Source organism: Brachybacterium halotolerans, from assembly GCF_016623465.1.
GTDB classification, from domain to species: domain Bacteria; phylum Actinomycetota; class Actinomycetes; order Actinomycetales; family Dermabacteraceae; genus Brachybacterium; species Brachybacterium halotolerans.
This window is the reverse complement of record NZ_JAEDAJ010000002.1, coordinates 232347-255991: the sequence shown is the minus strand read 5'-3', so window position 1 is coordinate 255991 and position 23645 is coordinate 232347. Positions and strand designations below refer to the sequence as shown.

General features: G+C 71.5%; 23 protein-coding genes. 5 read left to right on the top strand and 18 right to left on the bottom strand.

All coding sequences use genetic code 11. The features are described 5' to 3' along the window. Window positions 1–10 precede the first annotated feature (10 nt). From I8D64_RS05310 to I8D64_RS05300, 3 genes are all read left to right on the top strand, one after another. Window positions 11–943: a transporter substrate-binding domain-containing protein gene (locus tag I8D64_RS05310; protein WP_200501468.1), complete on the top strand. Its 933-nt coding sequence runs from the start codon at window positions 11–13 to the stop codon at window positions 941–943. Window positions 944–1059: 116 nt separating this feature from the next. Beyond that, a complete protein-coding gene (locus I8D64_RS05305) occupies window positions 1060–1998 on the top strand; it encodes an ABC transporter permease subunit (RefSeq protein ID WP_200501692.1) in 939 nt (312 codons plus the stop codon). Next, on the top strand, window positions 1998–2861 hold the full coding sequence (locus tag I8D64_RS05300; RefSeq protein WP_200501467.1) for an amino acid ABC transporter ATP-binding protein: 864 nt from the start codon (window positions 1998–2000) through the stop codon (window positions 2859–2861). Before I8D64_RS05305 ends, I8D64_RS05300 begins: the two co-directional genes overlap by 1 nt. Here I8D64_RS05300 and I8D64_RS05295 read toward each other — a convergent pair. Further along, window positions 2806–3531: a phosphatase PAP2 family protein gene (locus I8D64_RS05295; protein WP_200501466.1), complete on the bottom strand. Its 726-nt coding sequence runs from the start codon at window positions 3529–3531 to the stop codon at window positions 2806–2808. The genes I8D64_RS05300 and I8D64_RS05295 overlap by 56 nt on opposite strands. Before the next feature lie 100 nt (window positions 3532–3631). Further along, window positions 3632–4333, bottom strand: coding sequence for a FadR/GntR family transcriptional regulator (locus I8D64_RS05290; protein ID WP_200501465.1), 702 nt, complete (start codon window positions 4331–4333; stop codon window positions 3632–3634). 291 nt (window positions 4334–4624) lie between these two features. Here I8D64_RS05290 and I8D64_RS05285 point away from each other — a divergent pair, with 291 nt between their 5' ends. Next, on the top strand, window positions 4625–6001 hold the full coding sequence (locus I8D64_RS05285; RefSeq protein WP_200501464.1) for a GntP family permease: 1377 nt from the start codon (window positions 4625–4627) through the stop codon (window positions 5999–6001). Window positions 6002–6117: 116 nt separating this feature from the next. Here I8D64_RS05285 and I8D64_RS05280 read toward each other — a convergent pair whose 3' ends face one another. From I8D64_RS05280 to I8D64_RS05250, 7 genes are all read right to left on the bottom strand, one after another. After that, on the bottom strand, window positions 6118–6723 hold the full coding sequence (locus I8D64_RS05280) for a phosphatase PAP2 family protein (protein ID WP_200501463.1): 606 nt from the start codon (window positions 6721–6723) through the stop codon (window positions 6118–6120). Between the two features lie 117 nt (window positions 6724–6840). Further along, window positions 6841–8109, bottom strand: a complete 1269-nt coding sequence (locus tag I8D64_RS05275; RefSeq protein WP_246482752.1) for an LCP family protein — start codon at window positions 8107–8109, stop codon at window positions 6841–6843. A gap of 161 nt (window positions 8110–8270) precedes the next feature. Continuing rightward, on the bottom strand, window positions 8271–9170 hold the full coding sequence (locus I8D64_RS05270) for a LysR substrate-binding domain-containing protein (RefSeq protein WP_200501462.1): 900 nt from the start codon (window positions 9168–9170) through the stop codon (window positions 8271–8273). A 21-nt stretch (window positions 9171–9191) separates the two neighbouring features. Next, window positions 9192–10211 (bottom strand): aldo/keto reductase, encoded by a 1020-nt coding sequence (locus I8D64_RS05265; RefSeq protein WP_200501461.1) that lies wholly within the window; start codon window positions 10209–10211, stop codon window positions 9192–9194. A gap of 10 nt (window positions 10212–10221) precedes the next feature. After that, window positions 10222–10767: a GNAT family N-acetyltransferase gene (locus tag I8D64_RS05260; protein WP_200501460.1), complete on the bottom strand. Its 546-nt coding sequence runs from the start codon at window positions 10765–10767 to the stop codon at window positions 10222–10224. 109 nt (window positions 10768–10876) lie between these two features. Then, window positions 10877–11953: a phosphatase domain-containing protein gene (locus I8D64_RS05255; RefSeq protein WP_200501459.1), complete on the bottom strand. Its 1077-nt coding sequence runs from the start codon at window positions 11951–11953 to the stop codon at window positions 10877–10879. After that, a complete protein-coding gene (locus I8D64_RS05250) occupies window positions 11950–12486 on the bottom strand; it encodes a GNAT family N-acetyltransferase (protein ID WP_343068441.1) in 537 nt (178 codons plus the stop codon). Before I8D64_RS05250 ends, I8D64_RS05255 begins: the two co-directional genes overlap by 4 nt. Before the next feature lie 122 nt (window positions 12487–12608). On the opposite strand from I8D64_RS05250, the gene I8D64_RS05245 reads away from it, so the two are divergent. Then, a complete protein-coding gene (locus I8D64_RS05245) occupies window positions 12609–13184 on the top strand; it encodes an arsenate reductase/protein-tyrosine-phosphatase family protein (RefSeq protein ID WP_200501458.1) in 576 nt (191 codons plus the stop codon). Window positions 13185–13261: 77 nt separating this feature from the next. Here the strand turns inward: I8D64_RS05245 and I8D64_RS05240 are convergent, their stop codons facing one another. The 9 genes from I8D64_RS05240 to I8D64_RS05200 all read right to left on the bottom strand — a co-directional run bounded on the left by I8D64_RS05240 (window position 13262) and on the right by I8D64_RS05200 (window position 23635). After that, on the bottom strand, window positions 13262–14791 hold the full coding sequence (locus I8D64_RS05240; RefSeq protein WP_200501457.1) for a hypothetical protein: 1530 nt from the start codon (window positions 14789–14791) through the stop codon (window positions 13262–13264). A gap of 689 nt (window positions 14792–15480) precedes the next feature. After that, window positions 15481–17124, bottom strand: a complete 1644-nt coding sequence (pgm, locus tag I8D64_RS05235) for a phosphoglucomutase (alpha-D-glucose-1,6-bisphosphate-dependent) (RefSeq protein ID WP_200501456.1) — start codon at window positions 17122–17124, stop codon at window positions 15481–15483. A gap of 139 nt (window positions 17125–17263) precedes the next feature. Beyond that, window positions 17264–18118, bottom strand: coding sequence for an Fpg/Nei family DNA glycosylase (locus tag I8D64_RS05230; RefSeq protein ID WP_200501455.1), 855 nt, complete (start codon window positions 18116–18118; stop codon window positions 17264–17266). Between the two features lie 47 nt (window positions 18119–18165). Further along, complete coding sequence (locus I8D64_RS05225) at window positions 18166–18936, bottom strand: CPBP family intramembrane glutamic endopeptidase (protein WP_200501454.1); 771 nt, start codon at window positions 18934–18936, stop codon at window positions 18166–18168. Window positions 18937–18951: 15 nt separating this feature from the next. Next, window positions 18952–19902, bottom strand: coding sequence for a DUF6069 family protein (locus I8D64_RS17180; protein ID WP_246482751.1), 951 nt, complete (start codon window positions 19900–19902; stop codon window positions 18952–18954). Window positions 19903–19907: 5 nt separating this feature from the next. Then, the gene (locus tag I8D64_RS05215) at window positions 19908–20879 is read right to left on the bottom strand and encodes a hypothetical protein (RefSeq protein WP_200501452.1); all 972 of its coding nucleotides are present in this window, start codon (window positions 20877–20879) and stop codon (window positions 19908–19910) included. A gap of 86 nt (window positions 20880–20965) precedes the next feature. Then, entirely contained in the window at window positions 20966–21988 is a 1023-nt protein-coding gene (locus tag I8D64_RS05210; RefSeq protein ID WP_200501451.1) for an inorganic phosphate transporter, read from the bottom strand. Window positions 21989–21996: 8 nt separating this feature from the next. Then, window positions 21997–22623 (bottom strand): DUF47 domain-containing protein, encoded by a 627-nt coding sequence (locus I8D64_RS05205; RefSeq protein ID WP_200501450.1) that lies wholly within the window; start codon window positions 22621–22623, stop codon window positions 21997–21999. Between the two features lie 379 nt (window positions 22624–23002). Then, window positions 23003–23635 (bottom strand): hypothetical protein, encoded by a 633-nt coding sequence (locus tag I8D64_RS05200; RefSeq protein WP_200501449.1) that lies wholly within the window; start codon window positions 23633–23635, stop codon window positions 23003–23005. Window positions 23636–23645 lie beyond the last annotated feature (10 nt).

Below are 23645 nucleotides of genomic sequence, written 5' to 3'. Positions count from 1 at the left end.
ACTTCCATTCGTGTTCCCGTCATCCCGGCCCCGCAGACGCACCCTGCTTCGCGCGCTGCCCCTCGCCCTCGGCGCCGCGATCAGCGTGCCCGTCCTCGGCGGCTGCACCCACGCCTCCGAGCGGCTGGACGCCGAGACCGACGCGATCCCGACGATCGACCTCTCGGGCATCACGAAACAGGACGACCTCGCGGGCCTCGTCCCCGAGGACGTCCGCGACCGCGGCACCCTCGTCAACGGCGCGGCCCTGAACTACGCGCCCGGCGAGTTCGTCGGCTCGGACGGCGGGGCCGTGGGCATCGACATGGACATCCTCAGCGGCGTCGGCAAGGTGCTGGGGCTGGACACGCGCACCGAGTCCGCAGTGTTCGCGCAGATCATCCCCTCGATCGGCTCGAAGTACGACGTCGGGATCTCGAGCTTCACCATCGACCCGGACCGCCTGAAGCAGGTCTCGATGGTCTCCTACTTCTCCGCCGGCATGTCCTACGCGGTGAAGAAGGGCAACCCCTACGACATCGACCCGCCGGACCTGTGCGGCGCCCGCGTCGCCCATCAGGTCGGCACCTACATGGACGACGTGGTCGCCGAGCGCGACGCCGCCTGCCGGAAGGACGGGGGCAAGGGCGTCATCGACCAGCCCTACGTGGGCAACGCCGACGCCGCGACCGCCGCCGCCGGCGGCAAGGCCGACGTCCTCATCGGCGACTCACCGGTCGTCGCCTACGCGATCGAGAAGTCCCGCGGGACCCTCGAGCAGGTGGGCGACATCGAGGACGCGGCCCTGTACGGGATCGTCGTCTCCAAGGACCAGCCCGAGCTCGCGGAGGCGATCCGCGGGGCGGTCCAGCACCTCATCGACACCGGCGCCATGCACGACATCCTCGATGCCTGGGGCAACGCCGCAGGTATGATCAAAACCTCGGAAGTGGATCCGCAGTGAGCACGACACAGCCCTCGCCCACGCCCGCCGACGGGCCCGTCGGCCCGGTGCCCGCCGCCGGTTCCCCGCAACGCGCCTCAGGCGCCCCGCAGCCCTCCGGCCGCGACGCCGACCCGATCCCGGGCCGGATCCGCGCCAAGCGCAGCCCGCGCCCGGGCACCTGGATCAGCGCCGTCATCGTGGTGCTGCTGGTGCTCGCGCTCGCGAACTTCCTGGTCACCAACCCCGTCTTCGACTGGGGCACGGTCGCGACGTACATCCTGGACGTGAAGGTCGTCCAGGGCGTGGGCTGGACCCTGCTGATCACCGTGCTCTCGATGGTGCTGGGCACGGTGATCGCGCTGACCGCGGCGATCATGCGCCGCAGCGAGAACCCGGTGCTTCGCGGTGTCTCCTGGGCATACATCTTCGTCTTCCGCGGCACCCCGGTGTACACCCAGCTGGTGTTCTGGGGCCTGTTCACGGTGATCGTCCCCAAGATCGCGCTGGGCATCCCCTTCGGTCCCGAGTGGTTCTCCTTCTCCACCCGCGACTACTTCCCGGCCTTCTGGGCGGCCGTCGTGGGCCTCGGGCTCAACGAGGGTGCCTACCTCGCTGAGATCATCCGCTCGGGCCTGAACTCCGTGGACAAGGGCCAGAGCGAGGCGTCGAAGGCGCTGGGCATGGGCAACGGGCAGATCCTGCGGCGCATCATCATCCCGCAGGCCATGCGCGTGATCGTGCCGCCGCTGGGCAACGAGACCATCGGCATGCTCAAGACCACCTCGCTCGTGCTCGCCGTGCCCTTCACCCTGGACCTCACCTTCGCGACCAACGCGATCGCGAACAAGCTCTACGCGCCGATCCCGCTGCTGGTCGTCGCCGCGATCTGGTACCTCGCGATCACGAGCGTGCTGATGGTCGGGCAGTACTACCTCGAGCGCTACTTCGGCCGCGGCTTCGACGACCGCCCCGGCGGCGCCGGTCCGGCGAAGCGCGGGCGGCGCGCCCGCCAGCGGGCCGTGAACAGCGCCTCGACGACCCCCAAGAACTCCCTCCCGGAGGTGGAGCTGTGATGAGCCAGGACCCCCGGAACACCCATCGGGCCGACGCGCCGGACGACCAGTCGGCGCCTGTCGTCCCCTCGGACCCCGCCGCCCCCGCCGAGGGCCCCGCCCTCATCGCGCTCGAGGGCGTGCACAAGGCCTTCGGCGACCTGCACGTGCTCAAGGACTGCGACCTGCGCGTGGCCGAGGGCGAGGTGGCCGTGCTCATCGGCCCCTCGGGCTCGGGCAAGTCCACGCTGCTGCGCTGCATCAACCAGCTCGAGGAGCCCACGGCGGGCCGCGTGCGCATCGCCGGCGTCACCCAGGGGTACGCCGAGGAACCGTTGCCCGACGGCCGCTGGCAGAAGCTCTCGCCCCAGCAGATCGCGCGCCAGCGGGCCCGCATCGGCATGGTCTTCCAGCGCTTCGACCTGTTCCCGCACATGACGGCCCTGCAGAACGTCATGGAGGCGCCCGTGCACGTGCTGGGCCGTCCCAAGGCGCAGGCCGAGAAGGACGCGCTCGCGCTCCTCGAGCGCGTGGGCCTGGCCGATCGCGCCGAGCACTACCCCTCCGAGCTCTCCGGCGGCCAGCAGCAGCGGGTGGCGATCGCCCGCGCGCTCGCGATGGAGCCCGAGCTCATGCTCTTCGACGAGCCGACGTCGGCCCTGGACCCCGAGCTCGTGGCCGAGGTCCTCACCGTGCTCAAGGAGCTCGCCGAGGGTGGCATGACCATGGTCGTGGTGACCCACGAGATGGGCTTCGCCCGCGAGGTCGCCGATCAGGTCGTCTTCATGGCCGACGGGCAGATCCTCGAGCAGGGCACCCCCGAGCAGGTCATCGACCATCCGCAGTCGGATCGTCTGCAGGGGTTCCTCGCCTCCGTGCTGTGAGCGACGAGGGCCGGCAGTGCTCGCGGCTCCCGCTCGCGGCGGAGCCGACCGCTCCGACGGCCGTGACCAGGAGGAGCGATCCGACCACGTCGCTGGGACGGTGCCATCCGTAGTGCACGAGCTCGAAGGCGGCCACGGCGAGCACGAGCGCGGCGACCATCGTGAAGACGCCGCGCATCACGCGGGGGAGCACGATCCACAGGGCCAGCGCCACCGACCCGAAGGCGATCATGTGCCCGCTGGGGAAGGAGTTGCCCTGATCGGTCGCGATCGCATCGCGCCCCAGCACGAAGCCCTTGAGCACCTGTCCCAGCACGTTGCAGGCGGCCAGGATCATGAAGGCGCGCACGCCCAGCATCGCGCGGCCCCGCGTCGCGCCGATCAGGAGCACGACCGCGCTGCTCAGCATCAGCGAGGGCACGGAGACGGCGCTCAGCAGGGCGGGGGTTCCGTGCGTCTCCAGCATCCGCAGGATGCCGAGGTCCGGCTGCACGGCGGGCCGGTACCACCCGGAGAGCCGGTAGAGGACGAAGAACATCCCGGTCGCGATCGCCGCCACCAGGAGGCGGAGGGGCATCTGCCGGCGGTCCCCGTCGAGGGGGCGCGCTCGGGTCATGCCACGCGTGAGGTCCGCGGTCAGGGTCTGCGAGTCCTGTTCCGTGGTGAGCACGCCCCGATGATGGCATCGCGCTCCGTGCGCCCGGAGGGGTCGGTGGGATCTCGCACACGCTCTTCCCAGCAAGCACCTGCAGGTGAGAGCGTCGCGGCGCTCAGCCGTCCGTCCGGCTCACCTCGCCCCACACGGTGCGCATGTGCGAGCGGGAGCAGCGCTCGGCGGCCTCGGCGTCGCCGTCGGCGACCGCGATCGCGACCCGCATGTGCTCCTCGAGAGTGCCCTCGACGGGCAGCGGGGGAGTGAGGCCCAGGCGGTTGCGGCCCTCGAGCACCGCGCGCACCGGCCGGGCGAGCGCCGTGAGCTGCGGGTTGCCCGAGGCGGTGAGCAGCAGGTCGTGGAAGGCGACATCGGCCTCGAGGTAGTCGTCGGAATCGCCCAGTCCCCGCCCTCCCAGGTCCACGAGCCGATCGGCCAGACGCCGCAGCTCGGCGCACTGACGGGAGTCGGCACGGCGTGCGGCGAGGTGCGCGGCCATGGGCTCGGCGGCCACGCGCAGCTCGGCGAGCGCCTCGAGCTGGCGCTGACGGAAGGGGCCGGCGAGGTTCCAGTCGATCAGGCGCGGGGAGAACGCGTCCCAGCTGCTGCGCGGCTGCACCGTGATGCCCACGCGCCGACGCGAGGCGACCATCCCCAGGGTCTCGAGCACGCGCACGGCCTCCCGGGCCACGGTCCGCGAGGCCTCGCAGTCCTTCTCGATGCCCGACAGCGTGAGCACCGCCCCCTCGGGGAGCCGGCCATCGGCGATGCGCCGACCCAGGTCGTCGAGCACTCCGGCATGCATGTCCGTCGAGGTCATGGCGATTCCTTCATCATCGAGGGCTGCGCGGGCTCCGCACGGTGCGGCGGGCGGAGGGGGAGACGCGGATCGGCCGACGATCCGAGCGCCCCAGCGCCCCGCGCAATAGTGCTACCTTAACGCGCGAAAAGTAGTACCTTTGAAGTCGGGTGTCCGACGGACGCCGCCGGTTGCCAGGGGCGCGCTTCGCTTTGAGCCGCGCGCCGCATCGTGCCGCGAGCGTCCCATCGCCGCCCGTCCGATCACCCCGCTTCCACTCTGCTTCCCACTCGCATTCAACGGAGAATCCCCATGGACAACTGGACCCAGAACCTGGGTGCCGGACCGCTCCTCGGCATCGCCGCGGTCGCCGTCGCGCTCATCCTGTTCCTGGTCATCAAGGTGAGGCTGCACGCCTTCCTGGTGCTGGTCATCGTCTCGCTGCTGACGGCCTTGGCCGCCGGCATCCCCTCCGGCGCGATCATCGACACCCTCGTCGACGGGTTCGGCTCGACGCTCGGATCCGTCGCGCTGCTCATCGGCTTCGGCGCGGTGCTGGGCCGCCTCATCGAGTCCAGCGGCGGCGCCAAGGTGATCGCCGAGAAGATGGTCGCCGTCTTCGGCGAGAAGCGCGCGGCCTTCGCCTTGGGCCTGACCTCCCTGGTTCTGGGCTTCCCGATCTTCTTCGACGCGGGCCTGGTGGTCATGCTGCCGATCATCTTCGCGGTCGCCCGGCGCATCGGCGGGAAGAACCTGCTGCTGTACGGGCTGAGCTCCGCCGCGGCGTTCTCGGTCATGCACGTGTTCGTGCCGCCGCACCCCGGCCCCGTCGCCGCGAGCGACTTCTTCGGCGCGAACCTGGGCGTCGTGCTGCTGGTCGGCCTGATCATCGCCTTCCCCGTCTGGTACGTCTCCGGCTACCTGTGGGCGAAGTTCGTCAACGCGCGCACGCCGCTGCTCGTGCCCGACCTCTTCGGCACCGATGACGACCAGCCCACCGTTCCGCCGCGGGCCTCCACCGTGCTCGCCGTCGTGGCGCTCCCGCTCGTGCTGATCCTGCTCAACACGGGCCTGGACGCGCTGGGCACCGCGAAGGTCGTCGACGCCGACGCCGCCTGGGTGCAGGCCCTGCGCCTGATCGGCGAGTCGCCCGTCGCCCTGCTGATCACCGTGCTGGTGGCCATGCTCGTGCTCGGGAAGTTCCGTGGGCAGGACGGCTCGGCGCTCGAGAAGCTCGTGGACACGACCCTCGGCCAGGTCGCCTCGGTCATCCTCATCACCGGCGCCGGCGGCATGTTCGGCGGCGTGCTGCGCGCCTCGGGCATCGGCGACGCGCTCGCCTCGACGCTCGACTCCTGGGGCATGCCCGTCATCTTCGCCGCGTACGTCATCGCCCTCGCCCTGCGCCTGGCCCAGGGCTCGGCGACGGTCGCTCTCGTGACCACCGCGGGCCTGCTTTCCCCGGCCGTGATGGCCGGCGGCTACGGCGCGATCGACACCGCCGCGATCACCCTCGCGGCCGCCGCGGGCTCCGTCTTCGCCGGGCACGTCAACGACTCCGGCTTCTGGCTCGTCGGCCGACTCATGGGCATGGATGTGAAGACGACGCTGAAGACCTGGACCGTCCAGCAGGGCATCGAGTCCGTGGTCGGCTTCGCCTTCGTCCTCGCGGTCTACGCGATCTTCTGACCTCGGCGGCTCGGCGGCTCGGCGGCTCGGCGGCTCGGCGGCTCGGCGGCTCGGCGGCTCGGCGGCTCGGCGGCTCGGCCGTCGCCCGCGGGGCTCAGGCGCCGGGCCCGCGCCGCTCAGGCGCCGGGCGGAAGGACCGGCTCGGGACGATCCTCGTCCTCGGTCCCGCGCGACCCGCCGCCGAGCACGCCGACGGCGGTGACCAGCAGCAGCGAGCCGATCACGTCGCTGGGGCGGTGCCATCCGTAGTAGACGAGCTCGAAGGCGACCAGGCACAGCACGATCGCGGCGATCACGGTGAACGCCCTGCGCATGCGCCGCGGCAGCACGATCCGCAGGGCGAGCGCGACCGAGGCGAAGGCGATCATGTGGCCACTGGGGTAGGTGTTGTCCACCATGAGCACGATCGAGTCGCGGTGCAGCACGACCTTCTTCAGCACCTGCCCGAGCACGTTGCACAGGGCCAGCAGGGCGAAGGCGCGCAGGCCGTCCATGGCGCGGCCGCGACGGATGCCGATCGCGATCACGACGATGCTGCACAGGATCAGCCACGGCACCGAGACGATCCACAGCAGCGCCGGATTGCCGTCCGTCCGCAGCGAGGTGAGCATGCGGATGTCGAGCGACTCCGTGGGCCCCACCCACCCCGAGAGGTAGAACACGAGCAGGAAAAGGGCGAGCGAGACCCCCGCGATGAGCCAGCGGACGGGGGAAATGCGCATTTTCCGATCATCCCACCGCGGTCGCTGAGAACCCCCGTCGCGGTGGCCTCAGCCACAGGCCCGACGGGTCACGGCCGGGTGGCGGGGCTGTCGGAGCGGACGGCACGCGAGCGGGGATCACTCGCACTGGATGCTCCCGGAGGTCGAGGCCGAGGTCGACGTGCTCGAAGAGTCGCTCGGCGAGGCGCTCGACGAGGGGCCGCTCGACGACGGAGAGCTCGACGCCCGAGGGCTGGACGACGGAGAGCTCGTCGACGGGGTGTCGGACGACGGGGAATCTGACGCCGACGACGTCGCCTTCGTCCCCTCCCCGGTGGCGTGCTCGCTCGAGCCCTCGTCGGACAGCGACGCGAAGACCGCGGCGGCCTTCGAGGAGGGGACCACCCGATTCGGGTCCGACGGGGCGGGGGTCCACGGCATGGTCTCGACGGTGATGCTGTCCGAGGGGACGCGTGCGAAGCGCGAGGCCAGCGAGGTCATTCCGGGGATCGAGCCCAGCTGGTCGTCGACCGTGAGGGCGGAGGAGGTCGCCTGCAGGAACGGGTACAGGCGGTCGGGCCGCGTGAGCAGGCTCCGGTTCTCCGCGCGCTGCATGATCGCCTTCATGACCTGCTGCTGGTGGTCGAGGCGGGCGATGTCGCTGCCGTCGCCGACGGCGTGCCGGGTGCGGGCGAGGGCGAGCGCCTGGCGGCCGTCGAGCGTCTGGCGGCCCGCCGGCAGGTCGAGATCGGCGGCCGAGTCGTGCAACGCCTCGGGCAGGCACACGGGGAGTCCGTCCAGGGCGTCGACGATCGCGGCGAATCCCGCGAAGTCCACCTCCACGAAGTGGTCCACGTGCACGCCCGTCAGGGACTCGACAGCCGCGACCGAGCAGGCGGGACCGAAGTTCAGCACGGAGTTGATCATGCCGCGGCCGCCCGCGAAGGACCCCTCCCCGGTGTCCGCGCAGGCGGGGAGGTCCATGAGGGTGTCACGAGGGATCTGGACCGCATGCACCGAGGAGTCGTCGGCGTTCAGGTGCGCCAGCAGGATCGAGTCGCTGCGCGCCGTGGAGTCCTCCTCGTCCGCCTCGCCCACGCGCGAGTCCGAGCCGAGCACCAGGATGTTCACCGATCCGTCGTCGCTCGCCGAGTCCTGCGCGGCCGGTCCCGCATGCAGAGGGGCGACGGTGAGCCCGCTGCGCAGGGTCTGCGCGGGCACGAGGATCAGGGCCACCAGGGAGAGCGCGGCGAGTCCGGCGAGGGCCGCGATCGTGCGGCGCCGCCGCCTGCGCACGAGCACGCGCATCCCCGCGGGGGAGAGGTGGGCCGGCCCGCGGTGCAGCGTGCGCGTCGTTCCGCGGGGCGGGCCGGGGCGCGGGCTGCGGTCTGCATCTGGTGCGGGCATGGGACTCCTCGATCGTCGGGCACTCGCCGACGGTCACCCAAGCACCCCGCATCGATAGCGTCCAATAGCGGTCAGCACGGAAGTCATGCATTCAAGGTATGGACCCAGGTGGGCGCCCAAAGTGTTGACGCGAGGACGGACGACGCCTCGGCGCGGTTGCCTCACACGTCGGCGGCGAGCGTCTCGAGGAAGGCGGAGAGCGCGGGCGTGCGCAGATGCTCCCGGCGGTGGAGGGCCACCACGGGACGTTGCACGTCGGAGGGCAGGTGCAGGCGTCGGGCGTCCGTCGTCGGGGAGCTCTCGGCGAGGTCCTCCGGGACGATGGTCAGGCCGTCGGAGGCGATCGCGAGGGCCACGAGGGCGTCCCGCTGGGTCGTGGTGATCACACGCGGCGGGGTGACGCCCAGGCCGCGGAACACGGACTCGGTGACCTCTCGGATCGACGTCCCCTCCGGCAGGGTCACGAGCGTCCGCTCCGCGAGGTCGCGCGCACTCAGCATGCCCGGTGTCACCGGTGTGCCCGGCTCGCGCGGGACCACAGCGAGGAAGGTCTGGGGCCTCAGCTCGAGAGCCTCCAGGTCCGGCGGGACGTGACCGGCGGCCGTGAGCGCGACGTCGGCCCGGCCGGTGCGCACCGACTCGACCAGCAGCTCGCGGTCCTCCTGCGCGAACACCTCGATCCGCACGTCCCGGTGCGCGCGATGGAACGCGCCCAGGTGCCGCGGGAGGCGCGTCGCGACCAGCGAGGGGAGGCCGGCGGCGCGCAACGTGCCACTCAGGGTCCCGTCGGCCCCCGCCTCCTGGTGTCGGAGGTCCTCGAGATCCTGGAGGGTGCGGCGGGCCGTGTTCGCGACCCGTCGGCCCGCGTCGGTCAGCTGCATCTGCCGGCCGACGGGCAGGAACAGGCGCAGCCCGAGCGTCTCCTCGAGGCTGTGGATGCGCCGGGACAGGGAGGGCTGGGAGATGCCCAGGGCCTGCGCGGCGACGGTGAACGAGCCCTCGTCGGCGACCGCGAGCACCGCCTCCAGCTGGGGGAGAGTGAGGGCGGAGGACCCGTTCACCGCCGCGTGCTCACTCAGTGCTCACTTCCGCCCGGTGCCGTCGACCGCGAACTCGTCGATCGCGGCGAGCTCGGAGTCGGTGAACTCGACGCCGCGGGCGGCCTCGACGTTCTGCTCGAGCTGCGTGGTGGACGAGGCGCCCACCAGCGCGGTCGCGACCTCCCGGTGGCGCAGCACCCAGGCGAGGGCCATCTGCGCGAGGCTCTGCCCGCGGGACTCGGCGATCTTCGCGAGGCCCCGCACGCGCTCCTGGTAGGTCTCGTCCTCGGTCTGGGTGGCGGAGAGGAACGGCGAGGCGCCCGCGGCGCGCGATCCCTGCGGCACGCCCTTGAGGTACTTGCTGGTCAGCAGCCCCTGCTGCAGCGGCGAGAACACCGCGAGACCGATGCCCAGATCCGAGGCGGTCTCCAGCAGACCGTCCTCGACATGGCGGTTGAACATCGAGTACGAGGGCTGGTGGATGAGCAGCGGCACCCCGTGGCCCTCGAGGATGCGGGCGGCCTCGCGGGTGTGCTCGGGCGAGTAGTTCGAGATCCCGGCGTACAGCGCCTTGCCCGTGTGGACGGCGTGGGCGAGGGCGCCCATGGTCTCCTCGAGCGGGGTCTCGGGGTCCTCGCGGTGGTGGTAGAAGATGTCGACGTACTCCAGGCCCAGCCGATCCAGGGACTGGTCGAGCGAGCTCAGCAGGTACTTGCGCGAGCCGCCGTCGCCGTAGGGGCCGTCCCACATGAGGTAGCCGGCCTTCGTGGAGATGACCAGCTCGTCGCGGTGGCGGCCGAAGTCGCGGGCGAGGATCCGGCCCAGGTGGGACTCGGCGCTGCCGGGAGGCGGGCCGTAGTTGTTCGCCAGGTCGAAGTGGGTGATGCCCATGTCGAACGCGCGGCGCACGATCGCGGTCAGCGTGCCGGGGTCGCGGTCCTCGCCGAAGTTCTGCCAGAAGCCCAGCGAGATCGGCGGCAGGCGCAGGCCGGAGTCGCCGACCCGGCGGTAGTCGGTGCTCTCGTAGCGGTCGGGGGAGGGTGCGAAGGCCTCGTTGCTCATGGGGTCAAGCCTAGGCGAGCGCGCGCACCATGACCGCCATGCCGAGCCCCGGCACCTTGAGGTTCGCCGCGTCGCCCGCGAAGGGCACCACCTCGCCGGTCTCGACGAAGCCGTGCCGGGCGTACCAGGCCTGCAGCTCCTGGCGGGACTCGAGGACCCGCAGGTGCAGAGACGCGAGGCCCTCGTCGGCCCGGCGACGCGCCTGCTCCTCCATGAGCGCCCCGCCCACGCCGCCGGCCTGCAGCGTCGGGTCGACCGCGAACAGGCCCAGCTCCGCGCTGTCGCCCTGCCGGTCGGTGTAGCAGCAGCCGACGATCGCGCCGTCGCGCTCGGCGACCAGCAGCAGGTGGGTGTCGTCCGCGATCGCAGCGCGCACGTCCTCGGCGTCGGTGCGGGCACCGCCCACGAGGTGCTCCTCGGTGGTCCAGCCGCCCTGCGTGCGGTAGGCCAGGTTGACGACGCGGACGATGCCCTCGACATCGTCGAGGCTCGCCTCGCGGATCGACGGGGGTGCCGGGCGAGGGGCGGGTGCGGGCGTGGCGGCGGCGGTGGACACGGTGGTCAGGATCTCCTGCGGGGTGGGGTGCGGTCGGGGAGTGCGTCGGTCGGCTGGTGGTCAGCCGGTGGCCGGCCGACGGCCGGGGCATCCTGGGCTCGCGGGCCTCTCACGGCACGATGCCCTCGCGGCGCAGGCTGTGGAGCAGGGCGTGGCCGTCGGCCCCCTGGACCCACACCACGGGCGAGTCGGCGGGCAGGTCGGGGTGACGCCGGGCGCGCAGTCCGCTGGAGAGCACCTGCTCGGGCTCGGTGAGCTCGCGGATGGCGACGGCGGCGACGTTCTCGGGGTGCGCGCGGGCGAAGGCCGCGTAGATCGCCGGGTCGTGCTGCCCGTCGTCCCCTATGAGCAGCCAGCGGGCGTGGGGGAACTGCTCGACGAGCGTCTCCAGGGTGCGCTCCTTGTGGGCGCGGCCGGAGCGGAAGAAGCCGGTGTTCGTCGGCCCCCAGTCGGTGAGCAGCAGCGGGCCGTCGGGATACCCGTTCTTGTAGAGGAAGCGCTGGAGCACGGGGAACACGTTCCAGGCGCCCGTCGAGAGGTACACGAACGGGGCGGAGGTGTGCGCGCGTGCGATCCGCTGGTAGAGCATCGCCATGCCGGCGACGGCGCGGCGGGAGGTCTGAGGGATGACGAAGGCGTTCCAGAAGGCGAGCAGCGGCCGCGGGAGCCAGGTGACCACCACGGTGTCGTCGATGTCGCTGACCACGCCGAAGGCCTCGTCGGGAGAGTGGACGTGGACCTCGGCGGTCACGGTGTTCTCGGCCGTGGTCGCGATGCGGGCGATGTGAACGCCCGGCGTCAGCTGCGCCTCGAGTTCGACGTCCACCAGTCCCGCGCGGTCGGAGCGCACCGCGTACTGGCGTCCATCCAGCTGGATGCGCACGTCCTGGTACGGGGCGACCTGCGAGATGAAGCTGCGCCAGCCGCGCACCGCCATCGAGCGCATGTCCCACACCGGCTGGTCGTGGTAGTCGGCGGGGGCCGACGGCCGAGCCCACAGCACGCGCGCGATGATCCGCACGCGGCCGGGGGTGCCGAAGCCGGTGAACGGCTTGATCCGCAGCACCCAGCCCACGGTGTCGAGGACGCCGCTGACCACAGCGTTCTTGACGTTCTCGATCCGCGCCGACCAGTGCGGCTGCAGGTGTGCCTGCTGCGCGGTCGAGGGCGGGTGAGGGCGTGTCACACGCTGCGGGACATCTTGATCCAGGAGGAGCGGGGATCGTCCTCGACGACCTCCCAGCGGTCGCCGGTGTCGGCGAACCCGAGTGCCTCGTAGGTCTTGCGGGCGCCGGTGTTGTCGGGGCCGACGTACAGGGTCACCGTGTCGGCGCCGTCCTCCTCGGCCCACGAGCAGACGCTCTCGGCGAGCTTCTGGGCGATGCCGCCCTTGCGGGCTTCGGGCGTGACCCACATGGCCTGCAGCTCGCGCTCGTTCTCGGGCGAGTCCGCCTCGTGACGGCTGGCGACCACGGCGACGGGCTGCTCGTTCTCGACGGCGAGGAACCAGGCGGCGGCCTCGATGCGCTCGCGCCAGTCGGAATCGTCGTAGGTGCTCTCGTGCTCCCAGGTCTGGCCGAAGGCCTCGGGATCGGTGCTCAGCGAACGAAGCCGGATCTCGCGGACGAGCGACCAGTCGTCCTCGCGTGCACGGATGATGTCGACCATGGTCTCCTCCGGTTCGTGGGTCAGCGTCGGGACGAGCGGTCCCGCGCTCACCCGTCAGGCATCCTACCTGCGCGGGGTGCGAGAACTGGAAGAGTCTCGACCCCAGGATCTCTCCCACCTTGCCATATCTCCGGATGGCCGCGCAGGCGTCATCGTGCTGTCACAATGTCGATGTGGCTGATTTCCGTGTCCTGACCGTGTGCACGGGGAACATGTGTCGTTCCCCCGCAGCGGCCGTCATCCTGCGGCAGGGGCTGGTCCAGGAGGGCCTGTCGGACCGCATCGACGTGGGATCGGCCGGCACCAGCTGGGACTCCGAAGGCATGCCGATGGACGACCGCACCGTGAAGGCCCTGGTGAGCGCAGGGTTCGAGGAGCCGTTCGATCACACCGCCCGCACGGTCCACCAGTCCGAGCTGGTCGGGTGGGACCTCGTGCTCGCGATGACTGCGGAGCATGCGGCGACGATGCGCCGCAAGGTCGATCAGATCCCCGAGGGCGAGCCGCGCCCGGATGTCCTGCTGTGGCGCCAGTTCGACCCCGTCGTCCCCGCGAACGCGCGCGAGGAGGACATGGCGGTGCCGGATCCCTGGTACGAGGGGCAGAAGGCCTTCGACCGCACGGTCCTGGGGATGATCCGCGCGATGCCCTCGCTCGTCCTCTACCTGCGCGTGCAGCTGGATGCCCTGGACAGCGCGAAGAAGCGCGCGGGCAACAGCGAACGACGGACGCCGACGCACCGCGCCTGACGCGTCCTGCGGATGGTCGGACGCGGGCAGATGCCCGGTTCGATGCGCTCGATCCGAGGGGCCGACGGCAGGTCGGCTCAGTGCCTGCGGTGGAACAGCTGGCGCAGGCCGGCGCGGGCGCTGTGGGTGCCGCTGCGGCGGCTCAGCCACGAGGCGGCGGTGAAGCCCAGCGCGGTCAGGAAGCCGACGCCCAGGGTCGCGATGAACACCTGGCGGATGCGGTCCATGCCGCTCGCGTCCTCGCCGCCGATGGAGCTGAAGAGCTTCACCAGGGGGCCGCCGCCGTCATCCTGCGTGGTGACGGTGGTGGGGCCGCTCGAGGTGGTGTCGTCGTCATCCATGGTCGCGGCGGCCTGGGTGGCGTCGCTCTGCTGATCGGACACCGGCTGGTCGGAGGTCTGCTGCGGCGTGTCCGAGGTCTTCTTGTCCTCGTCCTTGGCCTTCTCGGACTTCTCGTCCTTCGTCGGCTTCTCCGACGTGTCCTTCTTCTCGGACTTCTCCGTGCTCTTCGACGACGAGTCGTTCGACGGCGCGCTCAGCTCGATCTCCTTCGAGCTATCGCGCGTGCTCGTGGCGGGCGGGACCTCGGAGGTCGTGGATGCGCTGCGTGAGCCGCTCGAAGTCGACGGCGACGTGCTCGTTGTGGACGGCGCGTCGCTCGTCGAGGACGAGCTGGGGGAAGTGGTCGAGTTCGACGGGGTGTCTGTGCTCGGCTTGTCTGTTGTCGGCGTGCCGCTGCCGGACCCTCCGCCTGTGCCACCCGTGGGAGTGTTCGACGGCCCGTCCGTGCCCGGGCCCTTCGGGGACGTGACCGTGAGAGGGGCCGAGACCTTAGTGTCGCCACTCTCCGTCGTGGCCGTGACCGTGCACTTGTTGTCCGCGGGCGTGGTGCCCGGAATCGAGATATTGGTCGAGATCGCGCCAGCAGCCGTCGCGTCGTCGGTCTTGGGGCGGCCGACGGTCTTGCCGTGACTGTCGGTGACAATGACCGTCACCGGATCGTCCGTCGGGAAGTCCGTGCCCGTGACCTTGAGGGACTTCCCTGCCTCAATGCTCTTCGACCCCAGTGTGATAGCAGGGTTCGAGCTCTGGTCCGGCGCGTCCACTGTCAGCTCCGCACTGGCGGACCTCTCGTTCGGGTCATTCAGGTCAGTGGCCGTGATCACGTACTTGCCATCTTCGACAGATGAATCGACGTGGACAGTCACGCTCTTGCCGCCATGCTTTCCGGTTGTGACCGTCGGCGAATCGGTCGACAGTCCTTCCGGAACGGTCAACGACACCTTGGTGCCAGGAGTGAATCCCCAGAGAGACAAGGTAGCCGTGTTCTTCTCACTCAGATCCAGGGTCGAGGGCTGCAGCTTCGCGTGGGGATGGTGCTTGCTGCTGTGCCCGCCGTTCCCGGACTGCGTGTTCCCCGGGGTCGAGGCGGATGGCGTGGTGGACTGGTCGCCGCTCGTGTCCGATCCGTCCGACGTCCCCTCGTCGGTGCCTTGGCTGGCCTCCTCGGTAGGAGTCTGCTCGTCCGAGGTCGGCTGGTCGCTCGGATTGTCTGCGTTTCCGTTGCCACCATCATCGCTGGCGTCGCTGCTCGTGCCGGCCGTCACGACGGCGTTCTGGCCGTCAGCGCCGGCGATGGGAGATGCGAGCGCAGGCGCGACCCCCACGCCGAGGGCGGCGAGTGCGACGACGGAGGCGGCGCGCAGATGGATGGCGCGGACAGGGCGCCGTGCATCGCGTGCACTGCGTGCGGGTGTCGTGCGTCGCATGCGCCTCCTCTCCTTGCGTCACTCTGTGCGGCTCGCCGGTCGACGATCCGTCCTCGGATGGGGTTCCCACGTGGTGTGGGTCATTGCTCTGCGGAACGATACATGGCGAGGGCGAAGTCCGGGGCTTGCGTCGTCTTTGCAGGTCAGCAATCTTCGTGCCAACCGGACGGGCGGATTGGGTGGGTATGTGCGGGGAAGCTCCGTGTGCCCTTTGCCGACTCGTTACTGTTCCTTGGCCAACTACCACCCTGCCTCTTTCCCGGCGAGCGCGCAATGGCGGTGTGCACGAGCGCTCATCGCGGGGAACGTCCTGGGAAGCGCATCCGAGCACCGGGGGAACCCGGGGGAAGCAGGATGCGCGGGGGTCGTCGGCCCGGAAGGCGGAGGTCGGAAGTTGAAGACTCTACGGTAACCACAACCTGTCCCGCGCGCACGCGCGTGGGGCCCGTGCGCGAGCGGCCCCACACGCGCAGCGCCCGCCCCACGACGGCGGGACGGGCGCTGCACGGTGCTCCGTCGGCCCGGAGTCAGCCCTCCAGGGCGGTGTCGACGACCTTCTTCGCGGCCTCCTGGACCTCGGCGAGGTGGTCCTCGCCGCGGAAGGACTCGGCGTAGATCTTGTAGACGTCCTCCGTGCCCGAGGGGCGCGCGGCGAACCACGAGCTCTCGGTGGAGACCTTGAGGCCGCCGATCGCGGAGCCGTCGGGCGCGACCGTCATCTTGTCGGTGATGGTCTCGCCGGCGAGGTCGGTGGCGCTCACCGCGTCGGGCGTGAGGCTCTTGAGCTTCGCCTTCTGCTCCCGGTTCGCCGGGGCGTCGATGCGGGCGTAGGCGCTCGCGCCGAACTCCTCGACGAGCTCGCCGTGCAGCTGGCTCGGGGTCTTCCCGGTGACGGCGAGGATCTCCGAGGCCAGCAGCGCGAGGATGATGCCGTCCTTGTCGGTCGTCCATACGCTGCCGTCGCGTCGCAGGAACGAGGCGCCCGCGCTCTCCTCTCCGCCGAAGCCCACCGAGGAGTCGATGAGGCCGGGCACGAAGTACTTGAAGCCCACGGGCACCTCGAACAGCTCTCGACCCAGCGACGCCGTCACCTTGTCGATGAGCGAGGAGGAGACGATGGTCTTGCCGACCTTCGCGGACGTCGGCCAGTCGGGCCGATGGGAGAAGAGGTAGCGGATCGCGACCGCGAGATAGTGGTTGGGGTTCATCAACCCGCCGTCGGGCGTGACGATGCCGTGACGATCGGAGTCCGCGTCGTTGCCGGTGGCGATGTCGTAGCGGTCCTTGACCTCGAGCAGCGAGGCCATCGCCCAGGGGCTCGAGCAGTCCATACGGATCTTGCCGTCGCGGTCCAGCGTCATGAACGACCACTGCGGGTCGACGTTCGGGTTCACGACGTCGAGGTTCAGGTCGTGCATCTCGGCGATCATCGCCCAGTAGTCCACCGAGGCGCCGCCCAGCGGGTCCGCGCCGATGTGCACGCCCGCGCTGCGGATCGCATCGAGGTCCACCACGCTGGGCAGGTCGTCGATGTAGTTCTTGAGGTAGTCGTAGCGCTCGGCGCGGGCGTGGGCCTGCTGGCGCTCGATCCGCCGCACGCCGCTCAGGCCGCTTTTCAACAGCTCGTTCGCGCGATCGGCGATCCAGCCGGTCGCGTCGGAGCCCGCCGGTCCGCCGTGCGGCGGGTTGTACTTGAAGCCGCCGTCGCGCGGGGGGTTGTGGCTCGGGGTGACGACGATGCCGTCGGCCCGGGTCGCATCCTGGCCGCCCTTGCCGCGGTTGTGCACGAGGATCGCGTGCGAGACCGCGGGCGTCGGCGTATAGGCGTCGCGCGAGTCGATGAGCACGGTGACGTCGTTGCCGCCGAGCACCTCGAGCGCGGTGTCGAAGGCCGGGGTGGACAGCGCATGCGTGTCCCGGCCGATGAACAGCGGGCCGCGGATCCCCTGCGCGGCCCGGTACTCCACGATCGCCTGCGTCGTCGCCGCGATGTGGTCCTCGTTGAACGCCGTGTCCAGCGACGAGCCGCGATGGCCCGAGGTGCCGAAGACGACCGCCTGATCGGGATCGCTCGCATCCGGATGGAGGTCGTAGTACGCGTCCAACAGCTCCGCGACGTCGACAAGATCCTCCGGGCGGGCCTTCTGACCTGCTCGCTCATGCTGCGCCATGATCATCTCTCCCTCGATTGGTCCGATCGGCCCACTCTAGGAAGCGCGGCTGGGCGCCGCCGCCCGGGGCCCGGTGCGTGAGATGGGGCCTGTCCACGATCCCGGAAGGGTCCCGGACGGTGCCCGGGAGGAGCCGTGGTCAGCGCAGCAGGCGGTCCATCCGGCGGTCGCTCAGACGCCGACCGCCGGTCTGGCAGGTGGGGCAGTACTGCAGGGAGCGCTCGGCGAAGGAGACCTCCGCGATCCTCGTCCCGCACGTGGGGCAGTCCTCCCCGGCCCTGCCGTGCACACGCAGTAGCGCCTTCTTCGCCCGCTTGATGCGGTCCAGCGGCAGGTCCCGAAGCCCCTCCGCGGCGCGGTCCAGCACCTCGCGCAGGGCGGTGTGCAGACGCGCGGAGGACTCGCGATCCAGGCCGTCGGCCGCGGCGAAGGGAGAGAGGCGCGCGGTGTGGAGGACCTCGTCGGACCAGGCGTTGCCGATGCCGGCCATCAGGGTCTGGTCGGTGAGGATCGTCTTCAGGTGCGCGTGGGTGCCGGCGCAGATGCTCGTGAAGGCGGCCTCGTCGAGAGCGTCGGCCTCCGGTCCCAGCCGGGCCAGCGTCTCCAGCTCCTCCGGGGCCGTGGTGGCCCACAGCGCGACGGCCTTGCGGGTGCCCTGCTCGGTGACGTCCAGGGCGGAGCCGTCGTCCCACACCATGCGCACGGCGAGCGGGCCCTTGCGCGGCCCCGGCGCACCCGCAGGAGCCTGCGCATGGTGGCGCAGCCAGCCCGCGCGCGCCAGATGCATCACCAGCGCGGTCCCCTCGAGATCCAGCAGGAGATGCTTGCCGCGGCGACTTACCCCGGTGAGCTCGCGGCCCGTGAGATCGGCCAGGGGAGGGTCCGCCGTCTTCAGCACGCTGATGGCAGCGACGTCCGCGCCGTGCAGAGGACGCGAGGCCAGGAGTCGGTCGATCTGCGCGACGGCGGCGTCGAGCTCGGGCAGTTCCGGCATGCCTCCAGTATGAGGCGACGGGGCGACGGGGCGAGGGGGTGACGGGGCTACGGGCGTTCGGAGACCGGTGCCGAGGCGGACGCGGACGCCGCAGAGGCGGCGGAGATCTGCCAGGGGCCCGTGCGCCCTCGGGCGAAGAGCACGACGCCGAGCATCATCACCACCAGGATGGCGATGCCGCCGACCCCGCCCTCTAGACCGAACCCGCCGCCCGTCAGCCACGACGGTCCGGCGATCGGCTGGTGCATGAGGCCGTCCTGGAGGGCGAAGCCGCTGTCGGTGAAGCCGAGCGCGACGACCGCCGTGTTCCACAGCCAGCGCTGCCCGAACCCCCACCAGATGCGACCCGTCCGCCAGCGCGCGAGACCCGTGAGCAGGTTCGTGATGATCGCGCCCGCCACCGGCAGCACGCCCGTGTGCGGCGCGAAGGCGTAGGCGCCCGCGACCGCCACCGCCGTGATCACCCAGGCGCCCGATCGCCCGATCATCACGCCGAGTCCCGTCATCAGCAGCGCGCGGAACGCGATCTCCTCGAGCAGGAACAGCACCAGGAAGTACACGGCGATCCCCGCGGCGGAGGCCCAGCCCCCGATCCACTCGGGGCCGTCCACGAGCCCGGTGAGGTCCATGACCCCGATGAGCACCAGCACGAACGGCAGGGAGAACGCGCAGCCGGACAGGAACTCCGTCACGGCGCCGTGGCGCAGGGAGAGGCCCAGGGTGGTCCGCCGACGATGAGCGGCCACGGCCCCGATGATGCCGAGGGCGATCGCGGGGATCAGCAGACAAGCGGTCCAGAGATCCTGAGTCGACATCATCGGTCTCATCTCCTCCTAGAGAGGCCCGACCTTCTCCTGCGCGCGTGGGGTGCGGGAGACGTGCACCGTCCCGCGCGGACCGCGCAGGCCGACGACGAGCACGATACCGACGACCAGGTGCATCGTCAGCAGCGCCAGCAGGATCGGCCCCGAAGCGCCCATCACCACCGGTCCGAGCAGGGACAGCGCGAGCACCACGACCGTGATGATCGTCCAGATCAGGGGCCCGCGGGGCGAGGGCTCGAAGGCGATCCGCAGCACCCAGGCGAGGATCCCGGGCACGAGCACCGCGGGGATGATGGCCCCGGGGCTGATGGACCAGCCGCCGGCGTGCAGGTCGAGCCCGGCGATCGGGGTCGCGACCACCCACACCAGGATCGCCGCGAGCACCGCCAGCACGAGCGTGGCGATCGCCCGCGAGGCGCGCGGGGTGTCGATGGGGCCGCGGCGCGGTCCGGTGGACCGGGAAGTCTCTCGCGAGGCTGTGTCGCGGGAGGACGGGTTCGGACCGTCGGCATCGGTGCGAGAGGCAACGGAGCGGGACGCGCTGGCTCGTGAGGCACCAGATGCACCGGACTCAGAGGTCTGTGTTCGAGAGGCACCGGTGCGGGAGGCGCCCGACGGGGCAGCGGAGCGGGACGCGTCATGCCGGGACGCCGTGCGCTTGGCCGTCCGGGGTCGGGAGTCGGTGGACGCGGGCGACTCATGAGGTTCGCGGGAGTCGCCGGAGTCGCCGGAGCCCTGCGTCGCGGCGGCGGCCGGGCGGGGTGCGCCCGGCCAGGACGAGCGTGGCCGGGGCTCGACCGGCGGGATCCCTCCGGGCCAGGCCTCTTCGGCCTGAGGCGTGTTCGCGTCCGCCGTCGCGGGCTGGGCAGGTTCCGCGTCGGCCGTCCCGGCCTGTGGCAGGTTCGCGTCAGGCGCGCCAGGCTCCTCGGGCTCGGGCGAGGTGGGCTGCGAGGACGGCATGCGCATCACGCCCGACGCGAGCGCACCATCAGCACGATCCCCACGATCGTGAGGACCAGGCCGATCAGTCCGATGAACAGGCCCAGCACGATGCCGCCGAAGAACGGCACCACGAAGCCCCACACGTTGATCGGGCCCACGTACATCGCGTCGGCCGAGCTGGTGCCGGTGCAGGAGACGGTCACGGTCGTGTCCGAGGTCGCGAGGATCCCCGAGCGCTGCTCGTAGGAGGTGCCGTTGGGGAAGGTGACGGACTGTCCGCCGCCGGTGTCCGTCTGCACGGAGGAGTCCCCGGGGCTCGACGACGTGCACTCGGCGGTCCCCGAGTCGTCGCTCGGGACGTACACGAGGATCATGTCGAACTCGTTCAGCGGGACCTCGGCCTTGCCGTCGGAGATGGCGTTGCCGTCCGCGTCGATCGCAGAGACCACGTTCCGCACGCTGATGATCGGGCCGATGATCGCCAGGGCGAGCGCGATGACGATGAGCACGATGCCCAGGATCAGCGGGAGCTTCCCGCGCCGGCGTGTCGGCGCGGCCGCTCCCGCGGGGCCCGTCGGCCCGCCGGATCCCGCAGGCCCGTACGCCGGTCCCGCCGGGCCGGCCGGTCCTGCCGGGCTGCCCGGTCCTGCCGGGCCGCCGCCGGGTCCTGCCTGGTTCCCTGCGGGGCCCGTCGGGCCGCCGGCGGAGCCGCGCTGGCCCTTCGGGGGGAGGACGTAGCCCGTCGGACCGGACGGGGCCGAGGGACCCGCCGAGCCGTTCGCGCCGGTGTTCGGCGCTCCGTCGGACGCGCCGACGTTCGGGCCGGCAGGCGACGTGCCGCCGCTCGTGCCCGCGGACGGCGCGCCGGGCGCCGACTGGCCGTACGTCGGGCGGCCCCGGTCGGCCGAGGGGCCGTCGGACGCGTTCGTGCCCGGTCCGGGCAGGCCGTAGCTGGGGCGAGGTCGTGCGGCGGGGCGCTCGTCGGGCGAGGGCATCTGACCTCCTGTGAGGCGACGTCTGGTCGGGACAGGATAACGAGACGTCCCGAACATCGGCAGGGTGCGCGCGGGGACGCGGGGTCTCAGGTGAGGCGGTGCACCAGCAGCGTGCACATCGCGCCCAGCCCCAGGCACGCGACCGGCGTCGCGACCCAGATGCCCAGGATCCCGCCGAACAGCTTCCAGCGGATCTGGCGCGGGCCCAGAGCGAGACCGGAGCCGACGACGCTCGACGTCAGGGACTGCGAGGTCGAGAAGGAGGTGCCCGTGCCGCTCGCGCCCACGAGCACCACGATCGCGGCGACGGTCTCGGCGGCGAAGCCCTGGACCGTGGCCAGGTTCGTCAGACGACGAGCGAGCGTGCGGATGATGCGATGCCCGCCCACGAGCGTCCCGAGCGCGAGGGCGAGCGAGACGGCGACCATCGCGGAGAGGGCGGCAGGGGTGTCCGCCATCTCGATGCCCTGGTAGGAGGCCGCGAGCACGATCAGCGCCATCGAGATCCGCGAGTCGGAGAATCCATGGGCGGTGGCGACGGCGCCGGCGGAGAGGGTCTGCAGGAACTGCAGGGTCCCGATGCTGATGCGGTCCTCCGCTCCCAGGCGGCGGATCCCGCGAGCGAGCGCGTAGGAGGCGACGCCGCTGACCACCGGCGCGACGACGAGGGGCAGGACGATCAGGGCTAGCGCGGCGAGCCAGGGCACCGGCACCCCCATCGCGAGAGCCGCCCCGGCGGCCGCGCCGAGCATCGCCTGCCACGTCGAGGAGGGGATCCCGAGCGCCCACGTGAGGAGCGACCAGCTGATCACCGCGAGCGCCACGCCCACGAGCATCGGCGGCACCCGCGGGTCGCCGTGGACGTCGGCGTGGGTGAGGGACTCCAGGCCCGCGAGCTCGAGCGCCCAGCGGGCCCCGGTCAGCGACATGCCGAGCCCCAGCAGGGAGCCCAGCAGGTTGAGGATCGCGGCGAGGATCAGGGCAGCGCGCTCGGACATCGCACGCGTGGCGATGGTGGTGGAGACGGCGTTCGAGGCGTCGTGCAGGCCGTTCACGTAGGCCATGACGAGGGCCAGGCACACCGCCGCGACGAAGAAGGGCGAGAGCATCGGCGGGCTTACGGTGCCTTGACGCGCAGCAGGTCCGCCGTGCGTCCCAGCTCGTCCAGCAGCCGTAGGCTCGCCTCGACGCTTTCGACCTGGTCGCGCTCGCGCAGCAGGTCCGCCGCCGCGCCGCCGCGCGCGTAGACCTCGGTGCGCGCGCGCAGGGCAAGGCCGTCGCCGTGGCGGCGCAGGCGCCGCATCTCCTGGGCGTACCCCTCGAGCTCCTTGACCGCCTGCAGCTTCCAGACCGCCTCGACCGTCAGCTCGCAGCCGCGCTCGATGAGCTGTGCAGCCTCCAGCAGCACGTCGGGCACGGCCGTGGCGCCGCGCGCCGCCGAGAGCTCCGCCGTGCGCTCGAGGGAGTACATGAGGTCGGACATCGTCAGCGCGAGGTCGTGGAGGGCGTCGGCCTCGAAGGGGGTGATCAGCGAATCCGCCAGACGGTTCGCGATCCGGTGCGAGAGCTGCGAGGAGTCGCTTGCCAGCTCGTGCAGGCGCGGGGCGCTGCGAGCCCGGTCTCGCGGGGACTGGCCGAGGGTGCGCGAGTGGATCTCCGCTCCGGCGACCAGCACCTGCGCAAGATCGTTGAAGAGGTCGTGCAGGGAGCTCTCGAAGCGACGGGAGAACAAGCGGAACGCCACGACGTCTCCTCGCAAGGGCGGGTCGGCACGGATGCTCGGCACGGACAGGTCGACACCCGGCAGTGCGGGTGAACACGACTGACGCCCGAGGGCGCCATCCAAGGGGCGACGACGCCGCCCGCAGAAGAAGGGGCGCGCCGGACCGGGTGCGCCTGACGGCGCGAAGGCCGCTCGAAGCGGCGAATGTTGGAGCCCGGGGCAACCGCGGCCCGACGCGCGTCCCATCGTAGGACATCGGCAACCCACGACGCATCACGGGTCGCGGGTATGTGGGGATCGAGACGGACGGGACGGATCCGGGAATGCGACCGAGGGCGGGCGGGGCCAGGGCTGCGGTCCGGTGGGAGCACAGCCGACGCCGGGCGTGCCGGGGCCGGCGTCAGCTCAGGGTGCCGGCCTCCGCCATGCGGGCGGCCTCGGTGAGCTCCTCGCCGGTGGAGAGCAGACGGGACGCCTGCGTCGTCATCGCGTGCTGGAGCTCAGGAGTCCGTTCGAGGTCGGCCAGGTGGGCGGTGCCGTGGGCGCACAGCACCGCGACGGCCCCGGCGCGGCCGAGCGCGATCGGCAGGTCGCCCGTGAAGGCGCCGCGCAGGATCTCGTCGAGCGTCGCGCGGACCTGGTCGATGTCCGGCGGCTCCGCGACGCCCGCGAGGTAGCGCAGGCCGGGGATCGTGTGCGTCCCCTCGCGGTAGCGGCGCACTACGTCATGGGCGTTGCGCTGCGCCCACGTGTGCAGCACGTACAGGCGCCACAGCGCGCCGGGCAGGGTCTCCGCCGGGGAGCCCGACCACAGCGAGGCGAGATCGTCGAGGCCCTCGGTCTCCACCAGGTGCAGCACCCGCTCGACGACGGCCGGGTCGGTGCTGCGGTACACCCCGTCCAGCAGCGCGCGGGCGCTCTCGTGACCCAGGTCCGTCGCGAGCTGCGGATCGGGAGCGCCCGGGATCTCCTCCGCGCGCGCCGCGAACAGGGGAGCTGGCCGGCGGAAGCGGGGTGAGGGCGTCGAAGACATGCATCCAGGG

Coding starts and splice junctions, on each gene's coding strand:
- I8D64_RS05230 (WP_200501455.1), bottom strand. CDS start 18,118: ATGCCGGAACTGCCCGAGCTCGACGCCGCCGTCGCGCAGATCGACCGA.
- I8D64_RS05215 (WP_200501452.1), bottom strand. CDS start 20,879: ATGCCCTCGCCCGACGAGCGCCCCGCCGCACGACCTCGCCCCAGCTAC.
- I8D64_RS05290 (WP_200501465.1), bottom strand. CDS start 4,333: ATGACCTCGACGGACATGCATGCCGGAGTGCTCGACGACCTGGGTCGG.
- I8D64_RS05300 (WP_200501467.1), top strand. CDS start 1,998: ATGAGCCAGGACCCCCGGAACACCCATCGGGCCGACGCGCCGGACGAC.
- I8D64_RS05225 (WP_200501454.1), bottom strand. CDS start 18,936: ATGATGTCGACTCAGGATCTCTGGACCGCTTGTCTGCTGATCCCCGCG.
- I8D64_RS05285 (WP_200501464.1), top strand. CDS start 4,625: ATGGACAACTGGACCCAGAACCTGGGTGCCGGACCGCTCCTCGGCATC.
- I8D64_RS05280 (WP_200501463.1), bottom strand. CDS start 6,723: ATGCGCATTTCCCCCGTCCGCTGGCTCATCGCGGGGGTCTCGCTCGCC.
- I8D64_RS05210 (WP_200501451.1), bottom strand. CDS start 21,988: ATGCTCTCGCCCTTCTTCGTCGCGGCGGTGTGCCTGGCCCTCGTCATG.
- I8D64_RS17180 (WP_246482751.1), bottom strand. CDS start 19,902: ATGCCGTCCTCGCAGCCCACCTCGCCCGAGCCCGAGGAGCCTGGCGCG.
- I8D64_RS05200 (WP_200501449.1), bottom strand. CDS start 23,635: ATGTCTTCGACGCCCTCACCCCGCTTCCGCCGGCCAGCTCCCCTGTTC.
- I8D64_RS05265 (WP_200501461.1), bottom strand. CDS start 10,211: ATGAGCAACGAGGCCTTCGCACCCTCCCCCGACCGCTACGAGAGCACC.
- I8D64_RS05275 (WP_246482752.1), bottom strand. CDS start 8,109: ATGCCCGCACCAGATGCAGACCGCAGCCCGCGCCCCGGCCCGCCCCGC.
- pgm (WP_200501456.1), bottom strand. CDS start 17,124: ATGGCGCAGCATGAGCGAGCAGGTCAGAAGGCCCGCCCGGAGGATCTT.